Annotated in this window: 21 protein-coding genes; 9 read left to right on the forward strand and 12 right to left on the reverse strand. The window is 58.5% G+C overall.

Features of this window, described 5'->3' with window-relative positions; translation table 11 throughout:
* Positions 1 to 141: 141 nt before the first annotated feature.
* The gene (locus HBN61_RS02915) at positions 142 to 648 is read right to left on the reverse strand and encodes a macro domain-containing protein (RefSeq protein WP_094994034.1); all 507 of its coding nucleotides are present in this window, start codon (positions 646 to 648) and stop codon (positions 142 to 144) included.
* A 161-nt stretch (positions 649 to 809) separates the two neighbouring features.
* A complete protein-coding gene (locus HBN61_RS02920; RefSeq protein ID WP_094994035.1) occupies positions 810 to 1,091 on the reverse strand; it encodes a GNAT family N-acetyltransferase in 282 nt (93 codons plus the stop codon).
* Between the two features lie 482 nt (positions 1,092 to 1,573).
* Between HBN61_RS02920 and oprI the strand changes: the two genes are divergently transcribed.
* A complete protein-coding gene (oprI, locus tag HBN61_RS02925; RefSeq protein ID WP_003172710.1) occupies positions 1,574 to 1,825 on the forward strand; it encodes an outer membrane lipoprotein OprI in 252 nt (83 codons plus the stop codon).
* A gap of 123 nt (positions 1,826 to 1,948) precedes the next feature.
* On the opposite strand, the gene HBN61_RS02930 is transcribed toward oprI, so the two are convergent.
* The 3 genes from HBN61_RS02930 to HBN61_RS02940 all read right to left on the reverse strand — a co-directional run bounded on the left by HBN61_RS02930 (position 1,949) and on the right by HBN61_RS02940 (position 4,071).
* Entirely contained in the window at positions 1,949 to 3,004 is a 1,056-nt protein-coding gene (locus tag HBN61_RS02930; protein ID WP_170046131.1) for a L,D-transpeptidase family protein, read from the reverse strand.
* Positions 3,005 to 3,113: 109 nt separating this feature from the next.
* Entirely contained in the window at positions 3,114 to 3,407 is a 294-nt protein-coding gene (locus HBN61_RS02935; RefSeq protein ID WP_003446817.1) for a hypothetical protein, read from the reverse strand.
* A gap of 58 nt (positions 3,408 to 3,465) precedes the next feature.
* The gene (locus tag HBN61_RS02940; RefSeq protein ID WP_170046132.1) at positions 3,466 to 4,071 is read right to left on the reverse strand and encodes an arylesterase; all 606 of its coding nucleotides are present in this window, start codon (positions 4,069 to 4,071) and stop codon (positions 3,466 to 3,468) included.
* Positions 4,072 to 4,081: 10 nt separating this feature from the next.
* Between HBN61_RS02940 and HBN61_RS02945 the strand changes: the two genes are divergently transcribed.
* The 4 genes from HBN61_RS02945 to HBN61_RS02960 all read left to right on the forward strand — a co-directional run bounded on the left by HBN61_RS02945 (position 4,082) and on the right by HBN61_RS02960 (position 8,769).
* Positions 4,082 to 4,765, forward strand: a complete 684-nt coding sequence (locus tag HBN61_RS02945) for an ABC transporter ATP-binding protein (RefSeq protein WP_094994038.1) — start codon at positions 4,082 to 4,084, stop codon at positions 4,763 to 4,765.
* The gene (locus HBN61_RS02950) at positions 4,765 to 7,269 is read left to right on the forward strand and encodes an ABC transporter permease (RefSeq protein ID WP_170046133.1); all 2,505 of its coding nucleotides are present in this window, start codon (positions 4,765 to 4,767) and stop codon (positions 7,267 to 7,269) included. The genes HBN61_RS02945 and HBN61_RS02950 overlap by 1 nt, the downstream gene beginning before the upstream one ends.
* A 34-nt stretch (positions 7,270 to 7,303) precedes the next feature.
* Positions 7,304 to 7,801, forward strand: coding sequence for a transcription elongation factor GreB (greB, locus tag HBN61_RS02955; RefSeq protein ID WP_094994040.1), 498 nt, complete (start codon positions 7,304 to 7,306; stop codon positions 7,799 to 7,801).
* 110 nt (positions 7,802 to 7,911) lie between these two features.
* Entirely contained in the window at positions 7,912 to 8,769 is an 858-nt protein-coding gene (locus HBN61_RS02960) for a PI-PLC domain-containing protein (protein WP_170046134.1), read from the forward strand.
* 46 nt (positions 8,770 to 8,815) lie between these two features.
* Here the strand turns inward: HBN61_RS02960 and HBN61_RS02965 are convergent, their stop codons facing one another.
* From HBN61_RS02965 to HBN61_RS02975, 3 genes are all read right to left on the reverse strand, one after another.
* Positions 8,816 to 9,124, reverse strand: coding sequence for a class I SAM-dependent methyltransferase (locus tag HBN61_RS02965; protein ID WP_170046135.1), 309 nt, complete (start codon positions 9,122 to 9,124; stop codon positions 8,816 to 8,818).
* 284 nt (positions 9,125 to 9,408) lie between these two features.
* Positions 9,409 to 9,846 carry a DoxX family protein gene (locus HBN61_RS02970; RefSeq protein WP_094994043.1) on the reverse strand — a complete coding sequence of 146 codons (438 nt, stop codon included), beginning with the start codon at positions 9,844 to 9,846 and terminating at the stop codon, positions 9,409 to 9,411.
* Positions 9,847 to 9,949: 103 nt separating this feature from the next.
* Positions 9,950 to 11,368: an MltF family protein gene (locus tag HBN61_RS02975; protein ID WP_170046136.1), complete on the reverse strand. Its 1,419-nt coding sequence runs from the start codon at positions 11,366 to 11,368 to the stop codon at positions 9,950 to 9,952.
* A gap of 237 nt (positions 11,369 to 11,605) precedes the next feature.
* On the opposite strand from HBN61_RS02975, the gene HBN61_RS02980 reads away from it, so the two are divergent.
* From HBN61_RS02980 to HBN61_RS02990, 3 genes are all read left to right on the forward strand, one after another.
* Positions 11,606 to 12,418, forward strand: coding sequence for a TatD family hydrolase (locus tag HBN61_RS02980; protein WP_094994045.1), 813 nt, complete (start codon positions 11,606 to 11,608; stop codon positions 12,416 to 12,418).
* Between the two features lie 123 nt (positions 12,419 to 12,541).
* On the forward strand, positions 12,542 to 14,023 hold the full coding sequence (locus HBN61_RS02985) for a methyl-accepting chemotaxis protein (protein WP_170046137.1): 1,482 nt from the start codon (positions 12,542 to 12,544) through the stop codon (positions 14,021 to 14,023).
* 99 nt (positions 14,024 to 14,122) lie between these two features.
* Positions 14,123 to 14,377 carry a terminase gene (locus tag HBN61_RS02990; RefSeq protein ID WP_094994047.1) on the forward strand — a complete coding sequence of 85 codons (255 nt, stop codon included), beginning with the start codon at positions 14,123 to 14,125 and terminating at the stop codon, positions 14,375 to 14,377.
* On the opposite strand, the gene HBN61_RS02995 is transcribed toward HBN61_RS02990, so the two are convergent.
* The 3 genes from HBN61_RS02995 to HBN61_RS03005 form a co-directional block, all read right to left on the reverse strand.
* Positions 14,378 to 15,175, reverse strand: coding sequence for an acyl-CoA thioesterase (locus HBN61_RS02995; RefSeq protein WP_170046138.1), 798 nt, complete (start codon positions 15,173 to 15,175; stop codon positions 14,378 to 14,380).
* Positions 15,176 to 15,251: 76 nt separating this feature from the next.
* Positions 15,252 to 16,019 (reverse strand): CHAD domain-containing protein, encoded by a 768-nt coding sequence (locus HBN61_RS03000; protein WP_170046139.1) that lies wholly within the window; start codon positions 16,017 to 16,019, stop codon positions 15,252 to 15,254.
* Between the two features lie 26 nt (positions 16,020 to 16,045).
* Complete coding sequence (locus HBN61_RS03005; RefSeq protein WP_170046140.1) at positions 16,046 to 16,324, reverse strand: hypothetical protein; 279 nt, start codon at positions 16,322 to 16,324, stop codon at positions 16,046 to 16,048.
* A 154-nt stretch (positions 16,325 to 16,478) separates the two neighbouring features.
* Between HBN61_RS03005 and HBN61_RS03010 the strand changes: the two genes are divergently transcribed.
* Complete coding sequence (locus HBN61_RS03010) at positions 16,479 to 17,519, forward strand: patatin-like phospholipase family protein (RefSeq protein WP_094994050.1); 1,041 nt, start codon at positions 16,479 to 16,481, stop codon at positions 17,517 to 17,519.
* Here HBN61_RS03010 and HBN61_RS03015 read toward each other — a convergent pair.
* Positions 17,516 to 18,205 carry a response regulator gene (locus HBN61_RS03015; RefSeq protein WP_170046141.1) on the reverse strand — a complete coding sequence of 230 codons (690 nt, stop codon included), beginning with the start codon at positions 18,203 to 18,205 and terminating at the stop codon, positions 17,516 to 17,518. The two genes, HBN61_RS03010 and HBN61_RS03015, sit on opposite strands and share 4 nt — an antisense overlap.
* Positions 18,206 to 18,222 lie beyond the last annotated feature (17 nt).

Below are 18,222 nucleotides of genomic sequence, written 5' to 3' on the forward strand. Positions count from 1 at the left end.
ATAAATACAGCATCTGTCACCCAACACCCTAGACACAGATCAAAAACCTTCCGATCAGATTCGCAGCAAACGCAGGCACCCCGCGAGAACGACATACTCGCGGGGTGCAGGTTGTGCGTTTTAAACGTGAGTGCCGCGACGTTAACCCAGTTGCTCGTCCGCTTTTATACCCTTGCGATACACCTCATACACGATGACATCAGCGTTGAGTTCGCCCAGGTACTTTTCAATCAGAGGCTTGACGTCTTGCCATTCCAGCCCGCCGACGCCGGTGGCCAGACGCGGTAACGCCACGCTTTTGATGTGCTCGTCAGTCACATACCGGGCCAGTTCCCGCAAGGCATGCCCAACGTTTTTCAGGGTTGCCTTGCCGGGCTTGGCGGCATGACCGGCGTGTAGGGAGTCTTGAGTCAACAGGTTCACAATGCTGCGCACCCCACCCTTGTCATCCACACCCGACCAGCACCAGATCTCACCGGGCTGCGGTGCCTTGCTGTGGGCGGCGTGACGATAGTCCGCCACCAGGGATGGCCAACGCTCACGCAGAGCCAGCGCCAGGCCGGTATCGAAAGGATCCTGAGGCGCAATGCCGTGAGCAATCACCTGCGCTTGACTCAGTAAAATGTCGCCTTCGACTTCACGGATCATATGCGTTCTCTCCACAGTCAATAATCCGGGCTCGGCAACGCGCCTCCCCCGCCTGATTCCAGACTAAGCGAGGGGGTCAGTGTTCACGTTGATTCAGGTCAATAGCGGCAAGAAGGGCGTCGAGTGACGCCCGGGGTGGCGGGCAGCGAGCATAAAAGGGATCACAGTTTGGCTGGAGTACGCTTGTGGCGTTCCATATAACGCTCCACGTAAGAACATGAAGGAATTACGTCATAGCCCATCTTCTCGGCGTAATCGAGTGCTTCTTCAGTCAATGCGGCAGCAATTCCGCGACCACGCAGGGCGTTGGGAACAAAGGTGCGGTAGATATCCAGAGTCTGCTTGCCCAGATCCATGTAGGTCAGGTAAGCACGATGACCGTCGACAGTGGTCTCAAACTGGTGACCTGCCTGGTCATGGTGGATGGACAACGCCTCGCTCATCATTACTCCTCGCGGGTCTTGAACCGTGACCCCTACCTTACTGTTGTTTTTCCGCCGAGGGAACCACTGCGCACCAAGCGTTGACCTTGCGCAGTAGCAAGATGCCAGCCTGTGTAAAGCGTAGTCAAACTCGAGATAAACGCTCGCTAAACTCGACCTGACCGAAGCGTCTCTCGCTCAGCCTCATGCCAGTCCATTGAACATTTTGCGGAATGTTGAAGCTATGACGAGAATCCGGCGCTAAAGTCACTTGAAACCTGACACCCTATCCCCACATAGGGCGATGTGCTTAGTGCGTCAAACCGACTGTTTTACAAGCACAATCTGTTAAAGCTAGCCCATGGCCAGTCATTACCAATTATTTTTTTTGGTTCTTGCGCTAGGTCAGTTTACTTACTACAAGTAATGGGTAGTATGTACGCCGGCTGTTTCCTCATGTTGAAGGAGCAGCTTCAATTAGAAAGTCCTTGAAGGGGAACACGATGAACAACGTTCTGAAATTCTCTGCTCTGGCATTGGCCGCAGTTCTGGCTACCGGTTGCAGCAGCGTATCTAAAGAAACTGAAGCCCGTCTGACTGCAACTGAAGATGCAGCAGCACGTTCCCAGGCTCGTGCTGACGAAGCCTACCGTAAAGCTGACGAAGCGCTGGCTGCTGCTCAAAAAGCACAACAGACTGCTGATGAAGCTAACGAACGTGCTCTGCGCATGCTTGAAAAAGCAAGCCGCAAGTAATAGTCCTTCGGGGCTGTTACCAGCCGACCCATTTTATGGGTCGGTTTTTTTTGCCTGAGATATTTTCAACAGGCAAAAAAAAGCCGCCGCAATCACCGACTGCGGCGGCTTTTTAGTGATCGATTACTGCACGTAATCGAGCGACTCGCCCTGCGGCTCTTCACTTAGGCCAGGAACTTGCGGCACTACAGCAGTGCTGATTCCAATTTCGGCGGGTACACCCGTTTCTGCCACCACAACAGGGAACGCTTTTTCCTTGTCGATCTGAATAGTGTCTTCAAGCGCTTTGTGCTTGAGCACAAAGTTCATAAAACCAGCCCACTTTTGCTCTTTGTCTTCTTGCGTCAAATGCGACTTGTCGCTCTTGGCGAGCAGAGAACCGTCTTTGACGTTTAAGGGCTCGTGCACTTCCAGGTACACCTTGCCGCCACTTACACCCATCTTGTAGGGCTCGTTGATGATGCGAACAGGCGTTCCCACCGGCACCAGTTGCGACATTTGCAAGACGTTCTTGTTCAGCATGCGGAAACAGCCGTGGCTAGTGCCGGTGCCAATACCAAACTTGGCATTGGACCCATGGATCAGGTAACCCGGCATGCCCAGCGTAAACTTGAAAGGCCCCAGAGGGTTGTCAGGGCCGGCTGGCACCACGTTGGGCAACGGATCACCATTGCGGGCGTGTTCGGCCTTGATCGACGCGGGAGGCGTCCAGGTCGGGTTCGGTGTCTTGGCGGTGATGCGGGTCTGGCCCACTGGCGACCCCCAGCCCTCACGACCAATGCCCAGCGGAAAGGTATACACCTTGTTTTGATCCTTGGGGTAGTAATACAACCGGTATTCGGCCAGGTTGATCACGATCCCTTCCCGCTTGCCGGGGGGCAGGATGAACTGCGTCGGTAACACGATATCGGTGTCCACCAGCGTGCCGTCGGGATTCTTTTTGACCGGCAACCAGGCATCGATGCCCGGGTTGGCGGCAATCATCTCTGAATAGCCCAGCTCATGCTCATTGCCCAGATCTGCGAAAGAGTCTTCGTAGCGGCCCTTGATGATTTGTACTTGCCCGACCACGTCTTCACCGGGCGGCGGCAACGGAAATTCAAGAGCAGCAACAGGGCCTGCCACACACAGTGCGGCAACTGACAGACAACGGGTGACGGCAGGTAGGCGCGACAACATCCGGAACATCCTTCGCATAATCAACGGGGGACAAAAAGGGGAAAGTGTACACGCAGCCTGCCGGGTTCAGGAGGCGGCGTACCTCGCAAAAATGGTCAGACGAGGTAGATCATAGTTCAAAGCGCAATTCAGGCCAGATCGGCTCGGTGCCACGGCGCTGCGATTCAATGATTGCGCGGCACAGCGGACACAGACGGTGGTCTTGAAATACCTTGCGCGTCACGTCCGACCAGCGCGGCTGCGCAGGCAGCAACGAGCCGCATAACGTACGGTCGATGGTGCCTCCCAGCTCCAATTGACGCGTCACCAGATGCACCCGTACCTCCTGGCAGGCGAACAAATCGAGCTGTTCGTCAGGCTCGATCAGTTGATAGGCATATAAAGACCAGGCAGGACGCGACATCGGGGGCTCCAAATCGGGGGGGCGCCACCTTAGCCGAAACGCTGCGACTAGAAAAGCATCAAAGCAACGGTTTTAGCACAGGCCACACATTATCCAGCAGACGCTTCTGTGCAGCGGCTGCAGGGTGCAAGCCATCTGCCTGCATCCACTGGGGATTGCCCCCGACGCCCTCAAGGAAAAACGGCACCAGCGCGATCTGTTTTTCAGTAGCCAGCTGCGTATAAACCTCGGCGAAGGCGTCGGTGTAACGTTTGCCATAATTGGGTGGCAACTTCATTCCTAACAGCAGCACCTTGGCGCCCGCGGTTTTGGCGCTATCGATCATACCGGCAAGATTTTGTTTCAATTGAGCCGGCAACTGACCGCGCAAGCCGTCATTACCCCCCAATTCGACAATCACCACATCCGGTTTATGCTCTGTAAGCAGCGCAGGCAAACGCGCAAGACCGCCCGCACTGGTATCACCACTGATAGACGCATTGACCACCTGATCGGGGTGACCTTCCTGTGCAAGTCGCTGCTCAAGCAAAGACACCCAGCCCAGCCGGGTATCCAGGCCGAAACCCGCGCTGATACTATCGCCGACGATCAAAATTGTTCCCGCCGCTGCGTTCTGCGCCATGCACATCAGGGCCAGAGCAGCACTTAAAAACCACACACGCATCGGATTCTCCATGGGCGAACGTATTCTCACCGCGCAGAACCTTAGCAAAGTGGTACCCAGCGCGGAAGGCGAGTTAATCATCCTTCATCCGCTGAACCTCGAACTGCGTCAAGGCGACAGCCTGGCCATCGTCGGCGCATCCGGCTCTGGCAAATCCACACTGCTGGGATTATTGGCCGGGCTCGACCTGCCCAGTGCAGGCGAAGTCATCCTCGCAGGGCGCGCGTTGAGCACCTTGGACGAAGACCAGCGCGCCAGGGTTCGCGCCGAACATGTCGGCTTTGTGTTTCAGTCCTTTCAACTGCTCGACAGCCTTAACGCACTGGAAAACGTCATGTTGCCGATGGAGCTGGAAGGCCGCAAAGATGCCCGCGAACACGCCCGCCACCTGTTGGAGCGCGTCGGACTGGGTCAGCGCCTGAGCCATTCACCGCGCCAACTGTCCGGCGGGGAACAGCAACGCGTGGCCATCGCCCGCGCGTTCGCCGCCGAACCCGATGTGTTGTTCGCTGATGAACCCACCGGCAACCTCGACAGTCACACGGGTGAGCGCATCACCGATCTACTCTTTGAGCTCAATCAAGAGCGTGGCACCACGCTGGTGCTGGTGACTCACGACGAACGCCTAGCACACCGCTGCCGGCGCCTGATCCGCCTTGAAGCCGGCCAGTTGGTCGGCCCTCTGGAGCCTTGATGGCACGTTTGCCCCTGCTACGCCTGTTGAGCCTTGCCATCCGCCAGCTGCTGCGCGATGCGCGGGCAGGCGAACTGCGCGTTCTGTTCTTCGCCCTGCTGGTGGCGGTGGCGGCGAGTACCGCTATCGGTTATTTCGGTGCGCGCCTGAACGGCGCAATGCTGCTGCGAGCCACAGAGTTCCTTGGCGCCGATCTGGTACTCGATGGCACCTCCCCCGCTCGTGACGAACAGGTTCGCTTAGGGAAGGAATTGGGCCTTAAACACGCGCGGATCGTAGAGTTCTCCAGCGTGATTGCCACCGACAACGGTATTCAACTGTCCAGCATCAAGGCCGCAGACGATGCCTATCCCTTACGCGGCGAACTGAAAAGCGCAGCAAAACCTTACGCTCAAGAGCAGCCCGGCGGCGGCCCGAAACCGGGTGAGGCCTGGGCCGAATCACGCCTGCTGACAGCACTGGACCTCAAGGTCGGTGATCCGATCGAGGTGGGTTCAAAAACGGTGCGCATCACCCGCGTTCTGACTTACGAACCCGACCGGGCTGGCAACCTTTACAGCCTGACCCCACGGGTACTCATCAACCTGGATGACTTGGACGCCACCGGCATCGTACAGCCCGGTAGCCGGGTCAATTTCCGCGAGCTGTGGAGCGGCGAAGCACCCGCGCTGGCGTCCTATCGCCAAGTCATACAGCCCGGACTCGATGCCAACCAACGTTTGCTGGACGCTCGCGACGGCAATCAGCAAATCGGCGGCGCGTTGGGCAAGGCCGAGCGCTACCTGAACATGGCCAGTCTGGTCGCCGTATTGCTGGCGGGCGTTGCCGTGGCACTGTCGGCCACCCGTTTTGCCAATCGCCGCTTCGATGCCAGCGCGCTGCTGCGCTGCCTGGGGTTGTCCCGGCGCGAAACGCTAATCCTGTTTGCCCTGCAGCTCACCGTGCTCGGGTTGCTGGCCAGTGTGGCAGGCGCGTTGACGGGCTGGCTCGCGCAGCTTGGTTTGTTCGCCTTGCTCCATGATTTATTGCCCGCCGACGTACCGCCGGGCGGCCTGCTACCTGCCCTTGCCGGCATGGGAACCGGGCTGGTGGCGCTGGCAGGTTTCGCCTTGCCGCCGCTGGCCGCGCTGGGACGAGTGCCTCCGCTGCGGGTGTTGCGTCGCGACCTGCTGCCCATCCCCGCCAGCACCTGGAGCATCTATGGCGCGGCCCTGCTCGCGCTTGGGCTGATCATGTGGCGCATGAGCCTTGATCTGGTCCTGACATTTGCCCTGCTGGGTGGCGGTATTCTGGCCGCACTGGGTTTGGGCGGCTTGTTGCTAATGGGCCTGCAAAGTCTGCGCCGTCTATTGGCGGGCGCCTCGTTACCGTGGCGACTCGGGCTGGGACAACTGCTGCGCCACCCGCTGGCGGCCGCCGGTCAAGCCTTGGCGTTCGGGCTGATTCTGCTGTCGATGGCGCTGATTGCCCTGTTACGCGGGGAACTGCTGGACACGTGGCAAAACCAACTCCCCAAAGACGCGCCCAATTACTTTGCGCTTAACATCCTGCCTGCTGACAAAGACGCTTTTGGGGCGCGACTGATGCAACTGCAAGCCAAGGCCGCGCCGCTTTATCCCGTCGTACCGGGTCGCTTGATCAGCATCAATGGTGAAGCCGTGCAGGGCCTCGTAAGCAAGGACTCCAGCGGCGACAAAGCCATTCAACGCGACTTGAGCCTGACCTGGGCGGCCAACCTGCCCGCGGGCAATGAATTGACAGCGGGCCAATGGTGGACCCAACAACCCGGCGACGGCATTCCCGGCGTTTCGGTCGAGGCCAAAGTGGCCCAAAGCCTCAAACTGAAACTGGGTGACCACCTGACCTTCAGCGTCGGCGGTGCCCGGCGTGAAGCACAAGTCACCAGCCTGCGCAGCATCAACTGGGACAATTTCCAACCCAACTTCTTCATGATCTTCCAGCCTGGCACTTTGCAGGACTTGCCGGCCACCTACCTCACCAGTTTCTATCTGGCGCCGGGCCATGACCGGGAAATCATCGAACTGTCCCGCCGTTTCCCGGCGGTGACGATTTTGCCCATTGAAGCCCTGTTGGCCCAACTGCGCAGCATCCTTGCGCAAGTCACCATCGCAGTCGAATACGTGCTGTTGTTTGTGCTGGCAGCCGGTATGGCGGTGCTGTTTTCTGGCTTGCAATCCACCCTGGACGAACGCATCCGCCAGGGCGCTTTGCTCCGTGCACTGGGGGCCCAGCGCACGCTGTTAATCAAGGCGCGCCGGATCGAGTTTGGCCTGCTCGGCGCCACCAGCGGGCTACTCGCCGCCATCGGCGCCGAACTGGTCAGTCTGGTGCTGTACCGCTTTGCGTTCGATCTGCCATGGCACCCGCACCCGTGGCTATTGTTGCTGCCAGTGGCGGGCGCCTTGATGGTGGGTGCCGCAGGTGTCTTCGGTACACGCAAAGCCCTCAATACCAGCCCGCTGACAGTGCTGCGCGAGGGCTGATAGACTCGCGACCTTCTCCCCCAATGGATTGCCCATGAGCCGCTATCGCCCACCACGCCCTGCTGGCACCGCGCTGATCACTCCCGAAGGTGAAGCGCGGATGCGGGCCGAGCTGCACGAGTTGTGGCACGTGCGTCGTCCCCAGGTCACGCAATCTGTCAGCGAGGCCGCAGCGCAGGGCGATCGCTCTGAAAACGCCGAATATACGTACGGCAAAAAGATGCTGCGTGAAATCGACAGCCGTGTGCGATTCCTGACCAAGCGTCTCGAAAGTCTCAAAGTGGTAAGTGACAAGCCCAGCGATCCTAATAAGGTGTATTTCGGTGCTTGGGTCACGATTGAGGATGAAGACGGCAAACACGCGCGCTACCGCATTGTCGGCCCGGATGAACTGGATTTGAAACAGGGGTTGATCAGCATCGACTCACCCCTGGCCCGCGCATTAATCGGCAAGCCGCTGGATGCTCAAGTGCAAGTCCAGACCCCTACCGGCGAACAATGGGTGTGTATCGTGGCGATCGACTACCCCTGATGTAGAGCGCCTGCTAAAGATGTAGCCACATATGTATTAGCCGTTCATCCAATCATTCCAGTTCTATGCTCAGGTTAATCAACCAACGGTCATTCAAGGAGTGAAAGACCATGAGCACGAAGAACAACCGTTACTGGATGAGTGACGTTCCCGGCCTACAGCATTTGCATATTGGCGAACTCATATTGCCAGGCAGCCATGACTCCGGGAGCGACAAGGAAGCGCCCAACTTCCAGTGGCCACAAGCGATTACCCAAGACGTATCCCCCAAGAAACAGCTGGAGCATGGCATCCGGGCACTGGATTTAAGGGTGGCGTTCTACGCCAAGTACCCAGTCGCAGACGCGCGACGCTTTCAGTTATTCCACGGCACATCATCGGGCCGTACAGTCGAGCACGACATCCTGCAGATGCTCAGGCAATTCTACGCAGACAAACAATCGCAAAAAGAAATCGTTGTGCTGGATTTCCACGAGTTCCGGGACTTCACACCCCAAGCCCACGAAGAGCTGCAAGCGCTAATCTCAAAGGTGCTCGGCACATTGATCATCCCGGAAAAATGCGCTCGGTTAACACTTGAGGCGCTATGGAAAGAACACCCGGGCGCAACGGTCGTGGCGGCCTACAATCACGACACTGACTCGCCGCTGCTGTGGCGAGGCGTGGACCAACGCTGGAGCGGTGAAAACCTGATATCCACCCATCACCTCAAACGCTTTATGGACAGCACGCTCGATCGGTATAAAAGCCCTTATAAACTTGTTGCCATCCAGTGCGCCAAGTATGTATTACCGCTGCATGTTCCCGATGATTTCAGTGACAAAGTCAATACCTGGTTCAAATCGGACAATGCAGAAAGTTATATACAACACTTTTTTATCATCAACACCGACTGGGCAACACGCAGCGAACTGGTGAATCATTGCAAACATGCCAATGAAATAAGAGCTCACCAACAGCGCTCATAAGGGTGTGCGCCAAGTAATGCATATAAAGACTTGGCGCAGAGACGCGTTAACGCAACGTAATCAGCCCTTGGCGAGAAACGCGTACCAGGTTGTGGATGACGGCCTCGGCCTGGTGTTGACGGGGTGACTGAATCACGGCCAAGTCAAAGCTGTCATTGGCAAACCGCGCTAAAGCGTCACCCTCTTCCACAAACTGAATCAAAAACGCCGAAGCCCGACCTTTCCTGCGCGGCCAACCGTCCAGATAGCGCAACAGCGTGGGCTGATGTTTGCCACCCAGGAGGATTTTAGGATTACGAAAAGTTTGATTGGCCGTGATCGGCGCGAGACGTACAAGGGGACGTGGCTGACTCATTTATCGGGTTCTCCGCCTCAGGATTCTGCGTGGCAGGTGAGAGGCAACACCGAACCAGCGCTTTAGCGGTATTTCAAGGCCTGTTACCGGCCTCTTGGGTGATCAGTCGAACACCCGGCGCCCCGCAAGTAGCTGTTTAAATCGGCGCAAGAAAACATCCTAGATAAACCCGGTTACAGCTGTCAAGAATCACGTTCCGGGGCGATCAGCGACGCAGAGAATCAAGAACACAGGCAAGCCTGCTCGACGCGTCCTTTTGCACAAGAGCGAGCAGGCTTCATGGCTTACTTGTTGGCAATCGCCTGATCCAGTGACAGCTTGCCAGCACCCTCGATTAAAACGGCCAACGTACCGCCCAGCAAGGCCAGCGCAAACTCATAGCCGTTGTTGGCCATGAACAGACCGTTGCTGATATGCACCGTGAAAATCGCCACCAGTAACGTGAAGGTCAGCCCCAACGCTGCAGGCCGGGCCAACAAACCGATAATTAGCGCCAGACCGCCGAAGAACTCCGTGCCGCCCGAGAGCAGTGCCATCAATGTTCCCGGCGCCAGGCCAATGCTTTCCATCCACTGCGCCGTGCCCGCCAGCCCACCGCCACCAAACCAGCCAAAGAGTTTTTGCGAACCGTGGGCAGCGAAGATGATCCCGACCAGAACGCGCAAAACAGTCAAGCCGTAGCCCGCGTGAGTCCCCAAAACGGTATGGGTGAATTTGTTCATGGTGCAGTCCTTTTGTTAATCAGGTTGGGATGTGCCGCCATACTAATCAGTTTTTAGAATGTTAATAGCCGAATAAATCCAAGATAACTATCAGTTATTTCGATTATTTTCGAAGTGCCAGCTTCGGTTCATCAGGCTCCAATGAGTCGCGCTCCCGATCGAAGGCCAAAAAGTATTTATTCACACTATTAACATAGCTGACCGCCCCCATTCCCACCTGCTCCATGGCAATGCGCTCAACCTGAAAGAACCATTGGTTGGGGTTCAACCCCCGGCGTTTAGCCTCGGCGCGCATGCCTTGCACGCGCTCGGGGCCCATGTTGTAGGCCGCCAGTACAAACGCCATGCGCTCGCGTTCATTCAACTTGGGGCTGGCAAAGAACTTGCGCCGAATCATCGCCAGGTATTTGGCCCCGGCCTGCACATTGTTGTCGACGCTTTGAATGTTGTTGACCCCCACCCGTTGCGCCGCCGAAGGAGTGATTTGCAACAATCCCATGGCCCCGCCAGAGCCTTTGGCATTGGGGTTGAGTGTGGACTCCTTGAACGCCAACGCCGCCAGATTGAGCCAGTCCATGCCCTGTTGCCGGGCATGTTTTTGCAGCACCGGACGCAATTTTTCGAGCTTCTGCCGGTCAGCCCGCGCCAGCGGGTAGTGGACGCGATACAGGCGTCGATAGACGCGCTCAAATGCCACATTCTGATCGTCAGGGACGCTGTAGGTCGTCAAGAAACGGTCGATGCTGGCCCGCAACATCGAAGCATCGCGCCGCACGTACCAGCGCATGGCACCTGGCTCGCTGACCAGTACTTTGCGATCAAAGCGCAGCTTGGGCATCAACGCGGCCCAACGCTCGGCAATCGGCTGCTCGACTAACGTCAAGTGGTAGATCTTGGCTTGCACCATCTCCAGCACATCTTCCACCGCCAGGGTCGGGTCCACCCATTCGATTTTCACGGGCGGCAGTTTGCGCAACGCCAGTTTTTGATTGATCACGTTCACCGCCGCACCCGCGGCGCTGCCCGTCGTCAATGCCACCGTGCGGCCCGACAACTGCTCAAGGCGGGTGAAACGCCGTTCGCCCTTGACGCCCACGAGGATCAGCGCCACGCGATCAATGATCGGCTCGCTCGGGCTCACGGCGTGGGTCGGCTTGACATCCAGCAGCTCGCCGGGCGCCATCAAATCGCCTTCGCCACGCAGCAGCGCGCCGAGCAGTTGATCCTTGGCTTTAGGGATGATTTTGAGGGTGATTTGCTGACCATTGCGCGCATGGCCATTGAGATAACGCTCGAAAGCGCGCAACCGATGGTATTCGACACCAATCGACTGCCCTTGGACTTCGCCCGAGCTGTTGCGGCTTTGATTGACCAGCACGCGCAACACTTGACTGCTGCGAATCTGCGCCAGATCGCGGACCTGACTCGGCTGCCCGGCCTGTAATGGCCCAGGCAGGCGTGCGGTTGCCATAGCAGGCAACAGCATCAGGCACAGCGCAATCCACAGCGTCAGTCTTGTCATCCGTTCTCCGCAAAGAAGACAGCCCTTCAGCGTGCCGGAAAACCCGACAACCGGTCGCCCTTTGGGGCATCAGGTGCGCTGTGAGCGGTGTGCAATTGCGCGGTTACAGCGAACCCTGTACCGGGAATTGCGCAATTGCGGCATTCAAAGACAACCATAACTCTCTGTAGTTCTTGGTTTTTCTTATTAAATCTGCAGCTCTGATATGCTTCGCGGCCTGTGGCCTGAGGTAGCACCATGCAACTCATCGATATCGGCGTCAACCTGACCAACCCCAGCTTCGACGGCAAACATGAGGCCGTTCTGGAGCGTGCCTACGCTGCAGGCGTATGCCAATTGGTGCTCACGGGCACCAGCGTTGACGGCAGCGAACAAGCCTTGCAGCTGTGCCATGAGCAGGATGAAAGTGCCTTGCGGCTGTTTTCGACGGCGGGCATACACCCGCACTCGGCCAGCGACTGGAATGCCGACAGCGCCCGGCGTTTACACGCGTTGCTCAAAGAGCCACGGGTGCTTGCGGTGGGCGAATGCGGTCTGGACTTCAACCGTGATTTTTCGCCACGCCCGCAACAGGAAAAAGTGCTGGAAGAACAGTTGGCGATGGCGGTGGACTTGCAATTGCCGGTGTTTTTGCACGAGCGCGACGCCAATCAGCGTTTGCTGGAGATCCTGCGCGACTACCGCGACCGCCTGCCTGCTGCCGTGGTGCATTGCTTCACCGGCGAACAACGGGCGCTGTTCAGTTACCTGGACCTGGATTTACACATCGGCATCACCGGCTGGATCTGCGACGAACGCCGTGGTACGCATTTGCACCCACTGGTGCGCAACATTCCTCGCGGTCGTCTGATGCTGGAGAGTGACGCGCCGTATTTACTGCCCCGCACGCTGCGCCCTAAACCCAAAAATGGCCGCAACGAACCGGCTTATCTCCCTGAAGTGCTGCGTGAAGTCGCACTGCACCGAGGTGAAACACAAGCCGATCTGGCCGCACACAGCACTGCCTGTGCCCGCACCTTTTTTAGTTTACCGGCCATCCATCACGATTAAGGCGCCGGGGGGACCGTAAGCAAGCTGGCGCCCTTGACCCACATCAACAAGATCGCCATGGTTTGGCGGCACAATGATGGCACCTTGCCAATATTGTTTCCGCCAAATCAGAGAAGACCTTCCATGGGTGCCTGGCTTAGCAACATCTCGCTCAAATACAAGTTCTGGGCCGTCAACGCGGTGGCCTTCGTCACCACGCTGTTGCTGGTCCTCTACGCCGTGCAGCTCGAACAACAGTCGCGCAGCGACGCCGCTCAAGCCAACGCCCATGCGCAGGCACAATTGCTAAGTGCCTGGCCGCGCGGCCAAGCCTTGCCCACTGTCGACTTTTTGCTACCGATAACTCCCGGCCAAGTCCCGACGGTGGACGAACAACCCCTGCCGCAGCTCAGTGATGCCAATGGCTGGGTGTCCATCCACCACCTGCCGTTCTTTGGCGAAAATCCACTGCTGGGCGCCGAGGTCGTCACCCGCCCTGACGGTGAGCGGGTTGCCGTGCTGGCCTACGCGCCAAGCCTGGCGCACGTGTTTGTCGAGCGTCTGGCTAATTACGCCGTCGCGGTGTTCGTGCTGATGTTGGCGATGCTCTGCGCTTCGCAACTATTGATTCAGTTCTTGCTCAGCCAGCTCAATACGCTCAAGGACGTGATGTTGCGCGTCGAAAAAACCGGTGACTTGTCGGCCCGCGTGCCCTTGGCCTGCACCGACGAAGTCGGGCAAATGGCCGGCGCCTTCAATGCCATGCAAGCCGGTTACCAACGTATCGTGCAGACCGTGGCCGACACCGCCGCACAACTGGATGCAGGCGCCGCGCGACTGGCCAGCAGCATGGACGAGGTGCGTCATGGCATGCTCGGCCAGCAAAGCGAAACCGATCAGGCCGCCACCGCCATCAATGAAATGTCAGCCACGGTCTATCACATTGCCCAGCACGCAGGCGCCACCCGTGACCTGTCGCAAACCGCCGACACCCTCGCCGGCAGCGGCCAGCAAGTGGTCAGCCGGGTCCAGGACTCCATCGCCAGCCTGTCCAGCGGCGTGCAGCAAACTGCCGAGATGATTCAGCAACTGGCTCAAGACAGTCAGAAAATTAACAGCGTGGTCAGCGTGATTCACAGCATTGCCGAACAGACCAACCTGCTGGCCCTCAATGCGGCGATTGAGGCTGCCCGGGCAGGCGAGATGGGGCGCGGGTTTGCCGTGGTGGCCGATGAGGTGCGCAACCTTGCCAAGCGTGTACAGGCCTCCACAGACGAAATCACCACCATGGTCTCGGCCTTGCAAGCCGGCACCCGTGATGCCGTGGACTTCATGCAGGAAAGCTCGTTCAAGGCCGACGACTGCGTGCAACAGGCGCAGGAGGCAGGCGAAGCACTGGCGGAAATTACCAGTGCCGTCGCCCAGATGCGCGAGAGCAACACCCAAATTGCAGTGGCCGCCGAACAACAAAGCCAGGTGGCTGAAGAAATGAACCGTGCTGTGGTCAGCATCCGCGACGTGACTGAAAACACCGTGCAACAAACCGTCGACTCGGCCACCACCAGCAATCAACTGGCGACCCTGGCCGGTGAGTTAAACCGGGCCATCGGTCAGTTAAAGCTATAAGGCCAATAGCCATTGTCGATTCGCCGTGCGCCTTGCACGGGCCTATTCTCTGTTCATCCGGTTCAGCCAACGCTGAACCCTTGAACAAGGAGTGCAATCATGGGCAAACGTCATCCCAACCTACCTGCCTGGCAATGGCGCTCGAACCCGCAGAGCCACGCAGGCGCCACGCATCAGGCCATTGACCTGATGGCTGTCGCATTGATGGTTGTGGCCTTTCTGCTTCTGGCCTCAGGCATCTTCAGTGGCAACGCCACCAGTGCTGTGATTGGCCTGGTGACGCTGTTTGCGGCTACCCGCCTGCAACACCAGCGTCGCAAGGCGCAGGACGGGCCACACAGTCAGGCGTTCTGATCAGCCAAACACCGTGACCGTCTGGCGGCTGATCGCAATCAAGTCGCCCTCTGGCGACCACAGATTAGCCGCCACATGGCCATAACCATCCTGCGCATGCTCGATCACAGCCAGGTATTTGCACCACTCAAGGGTGCTGATGTGAACAAGCGGCTGCACAAACTCAATGGTCCAGGTCAAGGTGCTACCGGCTGCCGGCTTGCCCAGCAACGGCAGCAAGGCCGGTGGCCAGGCATCGACCAAGGCCAGTACGTGGGTTTCGGTCAGGGGCTCGTCCTTGACCTCGCCTGCAAACCGCACCCAGCCGCCCATTTCACGCCCGCCTTTACCGGTAAACGGCAAGGCTCCCACCGCCCAACCCATCGACAAATGCCGCATGAATTCCGGTGTAATGCCTTTGATATAGGGCAACAGCGGGCAGCCCTCGACGGGTTTCATGTCCGGCGCGGGCAGGCTTTGCATGTTGACGGTCGACTCGCGTGACGCGCCGAAGCTGCCCTGCACGAGGGTCACCACCTGGCCCTGTTGCAGCACCCTGCCCAGCACCTGAGTGACGGCTTTGCCTTCACGCAGCACGTCGACTTCAAAGCTGACTAGGTCATCCGGCGCCACAGGTCCTACGAAGGTTACGGACAGCGAGCGCAAGGCACGCTGCGCAGGCACCTGCGCGCGCATGGCTTCATATTGCAAGGCCACCATCAAGCCACCAAACGTTGCGCGCCCCTGCCCCCAGTCAGCCGGGATGGTGACGGACGACGGATTATCACGGACCGCCGCAACCAATTCAGAAAACTGCATGAACACCTCGAAACCGATGATTAGGGGCGAATACTACGCACCCGACGGGCACGGCACAGCGCTTGATTCGGCCAAATCATGAGTGAAAACAGGCTGCACTCAATTTGATCAACGCCCGGTCGGCGTCCTTTTCACCACGGGCCAGGGTCTCACGCCATGCCTGGACACAGGGCTGCAGGTCCGGCTGCTGCTCGGCTTGCAGCAACCACTGCCAGGCATCGTGCCAGTCGCCCAAGGCTTTTTGCGCCACTTTGAGCCGTGCCAGTACCCTCGGCGGCAAGCAATCAAGTTCGGGATAGGCTTCGGCGGCGTAGCGCACGCGCTTGATCAAAAGGCGTACACGGTGCCGGTCATGGCCGGGATCATTCAGCGCTTTTTCGAGGGTCTGCCATTGTTTTTCAAGCACCCTTTCGATGCGTTGACGCAAACCGCGCATTAGCCCTTCGCGCTGTGCGGCCCGCAGAAAGCGCGGGAAGACGTCGAGGATCATCAGCAGTTGCGCCAATTGCGCGCTTTCGGCAACAGCGCCATAACTGCCCGCCAGCTGTGACAGCCGACGCTCGGCCAACTGCACATACCCCTGTTGGCGCAGGTACGCCGCCAGGACTTCCAGATCGCGTAATGGCGTCGTCAGGGCGCCCACTTGCGACGCCGCCATTTCCAGCTGGACCACGCCCGGCAAGCCGCGCAAGGGCCTGAGCAAACTGCGCAGGCGGCGCACCGTAGTGCGCAAGTCGTGCAACGCCTCAGGGTCGGTTTCGGCCTGCAAGCGCGCCTGACAGGCCAGTAACCTGACCTCCAGACGCACAACGTTCGCCACAATCCTGTCAACCCAATCAGACATCCTTCCCCTCCCCGTCCCGCACCGGCTTAACGACCTGCGCGCGACTCACGAATATAGAAACGCGCTTTCTCGGCTTTTTTCGCGCAGCCTTCAAACGCTTCGAACTGCTGTTGCGTTTTAGCCCCGGTCAGCAATGACAGGGCCTTGGAGTAACTGACAGTGCCTGCAAACCCTTCGGCCTTGGCCAGGTCCAGCTCGTGCCAGGCCGCATCCAGCTGCGTCGCGCAACTGTCACGGTAGGCCGTTTTGCCCGCACAACCGGCCAGCATCAACGCCATCAACGGCACACAGATCAGCGCTTTCATGGACATATCCTCGAACAAATAATGTTAATCAGAGGCTAAGACGCAAAAGCATGCAGAAAGTGCCCTGCCCCAGCGTGCCTTCTTTGCAAGACTAGCTTGCCCATTCAGGAAAAGGCATTGCATTGTTAGCACCTTACTCGCCAAGGATTGATTCATGAAAAAGCGCGTTGCGTTGGTGTTGGGCTCGGGTGGCGCCCGCGGGTATGCCCACATTGGTGTCATTGAAGAACTCGAACGCCGTGGCTACGACATCGCCTGTATTGCCGGGTGCTCGATGGGCGCCGTGGTAGGCGGCATTTACGCGGCCGGTAAGCTTGATCTGTACCGCGACTGGATTCAAAGCCTGGATTATCTCGATGTGTTGCGGCTGGTTGACGTGAGCTTTCGCCTGGGCGCCATTCGCGGCGAAAAAGTGTTCGGCCAAATCCGCAACATCGTCGGTGAAATCAACATCGAAGACTTGCGCATCCCTTACACCGCAGTGGCCACGGACCTGACCCACCAACAGGAAATCTGGTTTCAGGAAGGCTGCCTGCATCAGGCAATGCGGGCGTCAGCGGCGATCCCCAGCCTGTTTACCCCGGTGATGCAAGGCAATCGCATGCTGGTAGACGGCGGCCTGCTCAACCCGCTGCCCATCGTCCCGGTGGTCTCCAGCCATTGCGACCTGATCATCGCCGTCAACCTGAACTCCACCAGCCAAAACTGCTACCAGTTGCCCGTCATTCAACGTGCCCCGGCGTTTAAAAGCCGTTTCGACAACCTGATGAACTCCCTCGGCTCACACATGCCGTTTCGTACTAAACATGCAAACGACCTGCTGGAGCTGGAGCAAGAGCTGCTCAAGCCTGCCCCGGATGCCGCGCTCAATCCCTGGATCGAATCGTCCCGGCCCGACGGTCAGCAACCGGCCGCCGCGCCGACCCACGAAGGCGCGCCCAAGTCAGCCTCGGGCTCGTTCATCATCGACAACGTCGGCCCGGCGTCGCTGCTGGATTTGATCAACCAGAGTTTCGAAGTCATGCAGACCTCACTGGCGCAATACAAAATCGCCGGTTACCCGCCCGACATCCTGATTAACGTGCCCAAGCGGGTGTGCCGTTTTTTCGAGTTTTACAAAGCGCCCGAACTGATCGCTTTAGGCCGCGAAATTGCCAGCGACACACTGGACCGCTACGAGCGTGAAGCCCACTAAGCGTCCAGTAAACGATAGCCCACGCCCGGTTCGGTCACGATAAAGCGCGGGCAGGTCGGGTCATCTGCCAGCTTTTGTCGCAGATGACCGACCACGATGCGCAGGTAATGGCTGTTCTCCACATGGGTCGGCCCCCAAATATCCTTAAGCAATTGTTGCTGGGTAATGACCCGCCCCGAATGGCGCGCCAACTGCGCCAGCACCGCATATTCCTTGCGCGTCAGGGCGACTTCGGCACCCTCGAGCAGCACACGGCGATACGCCAGATCCACGGTCAGTGGCCCGACCTCGACCGCCGATTGTTGCAATTCACCCACGGGGATCTGGCGCAATAACGCACGGATGCGCGCCAAAAACTCCTGAATCCCGAACGGTTTGGTCACGTAATCATTGGCGCCGCCATCCAGCGCCTGGACCTTTTGGGCTTCGCTGGCCCGCACCGACAGCACCAGTACCGGCACGCCCGACCATTCGCGAAATTCGCGCAGCACCTGCTGGCCGTCCATGTCCGGCAAACCGAGATCCAGCACCAGGACATCCGGTTTTTGCAGCGCGGCCAGGCTCAAGCCTTCGGCACCCGTGGCCGCTTCCAGCACCTGGTACCCCTGAGACACCAGGCTGATACGCAAAAACTTGCGGATCTGCGGTTCGTCATCAATGACCAGAACAGTTGTGGGTTGGCTCATGGCGTGGGTTCACCGTG

This window comes from Pseudomonas sp. WS 5071 (genome assembly GCF_012985765.1).
GTDB classification, from domain to species: Bacteria; Pseudomonadota; Gammaproteobacteria; order Pseudomonadales; family Pseudomonadaceae; genus Aquipseudomonas; species Aquipseudomonas lundensis_A.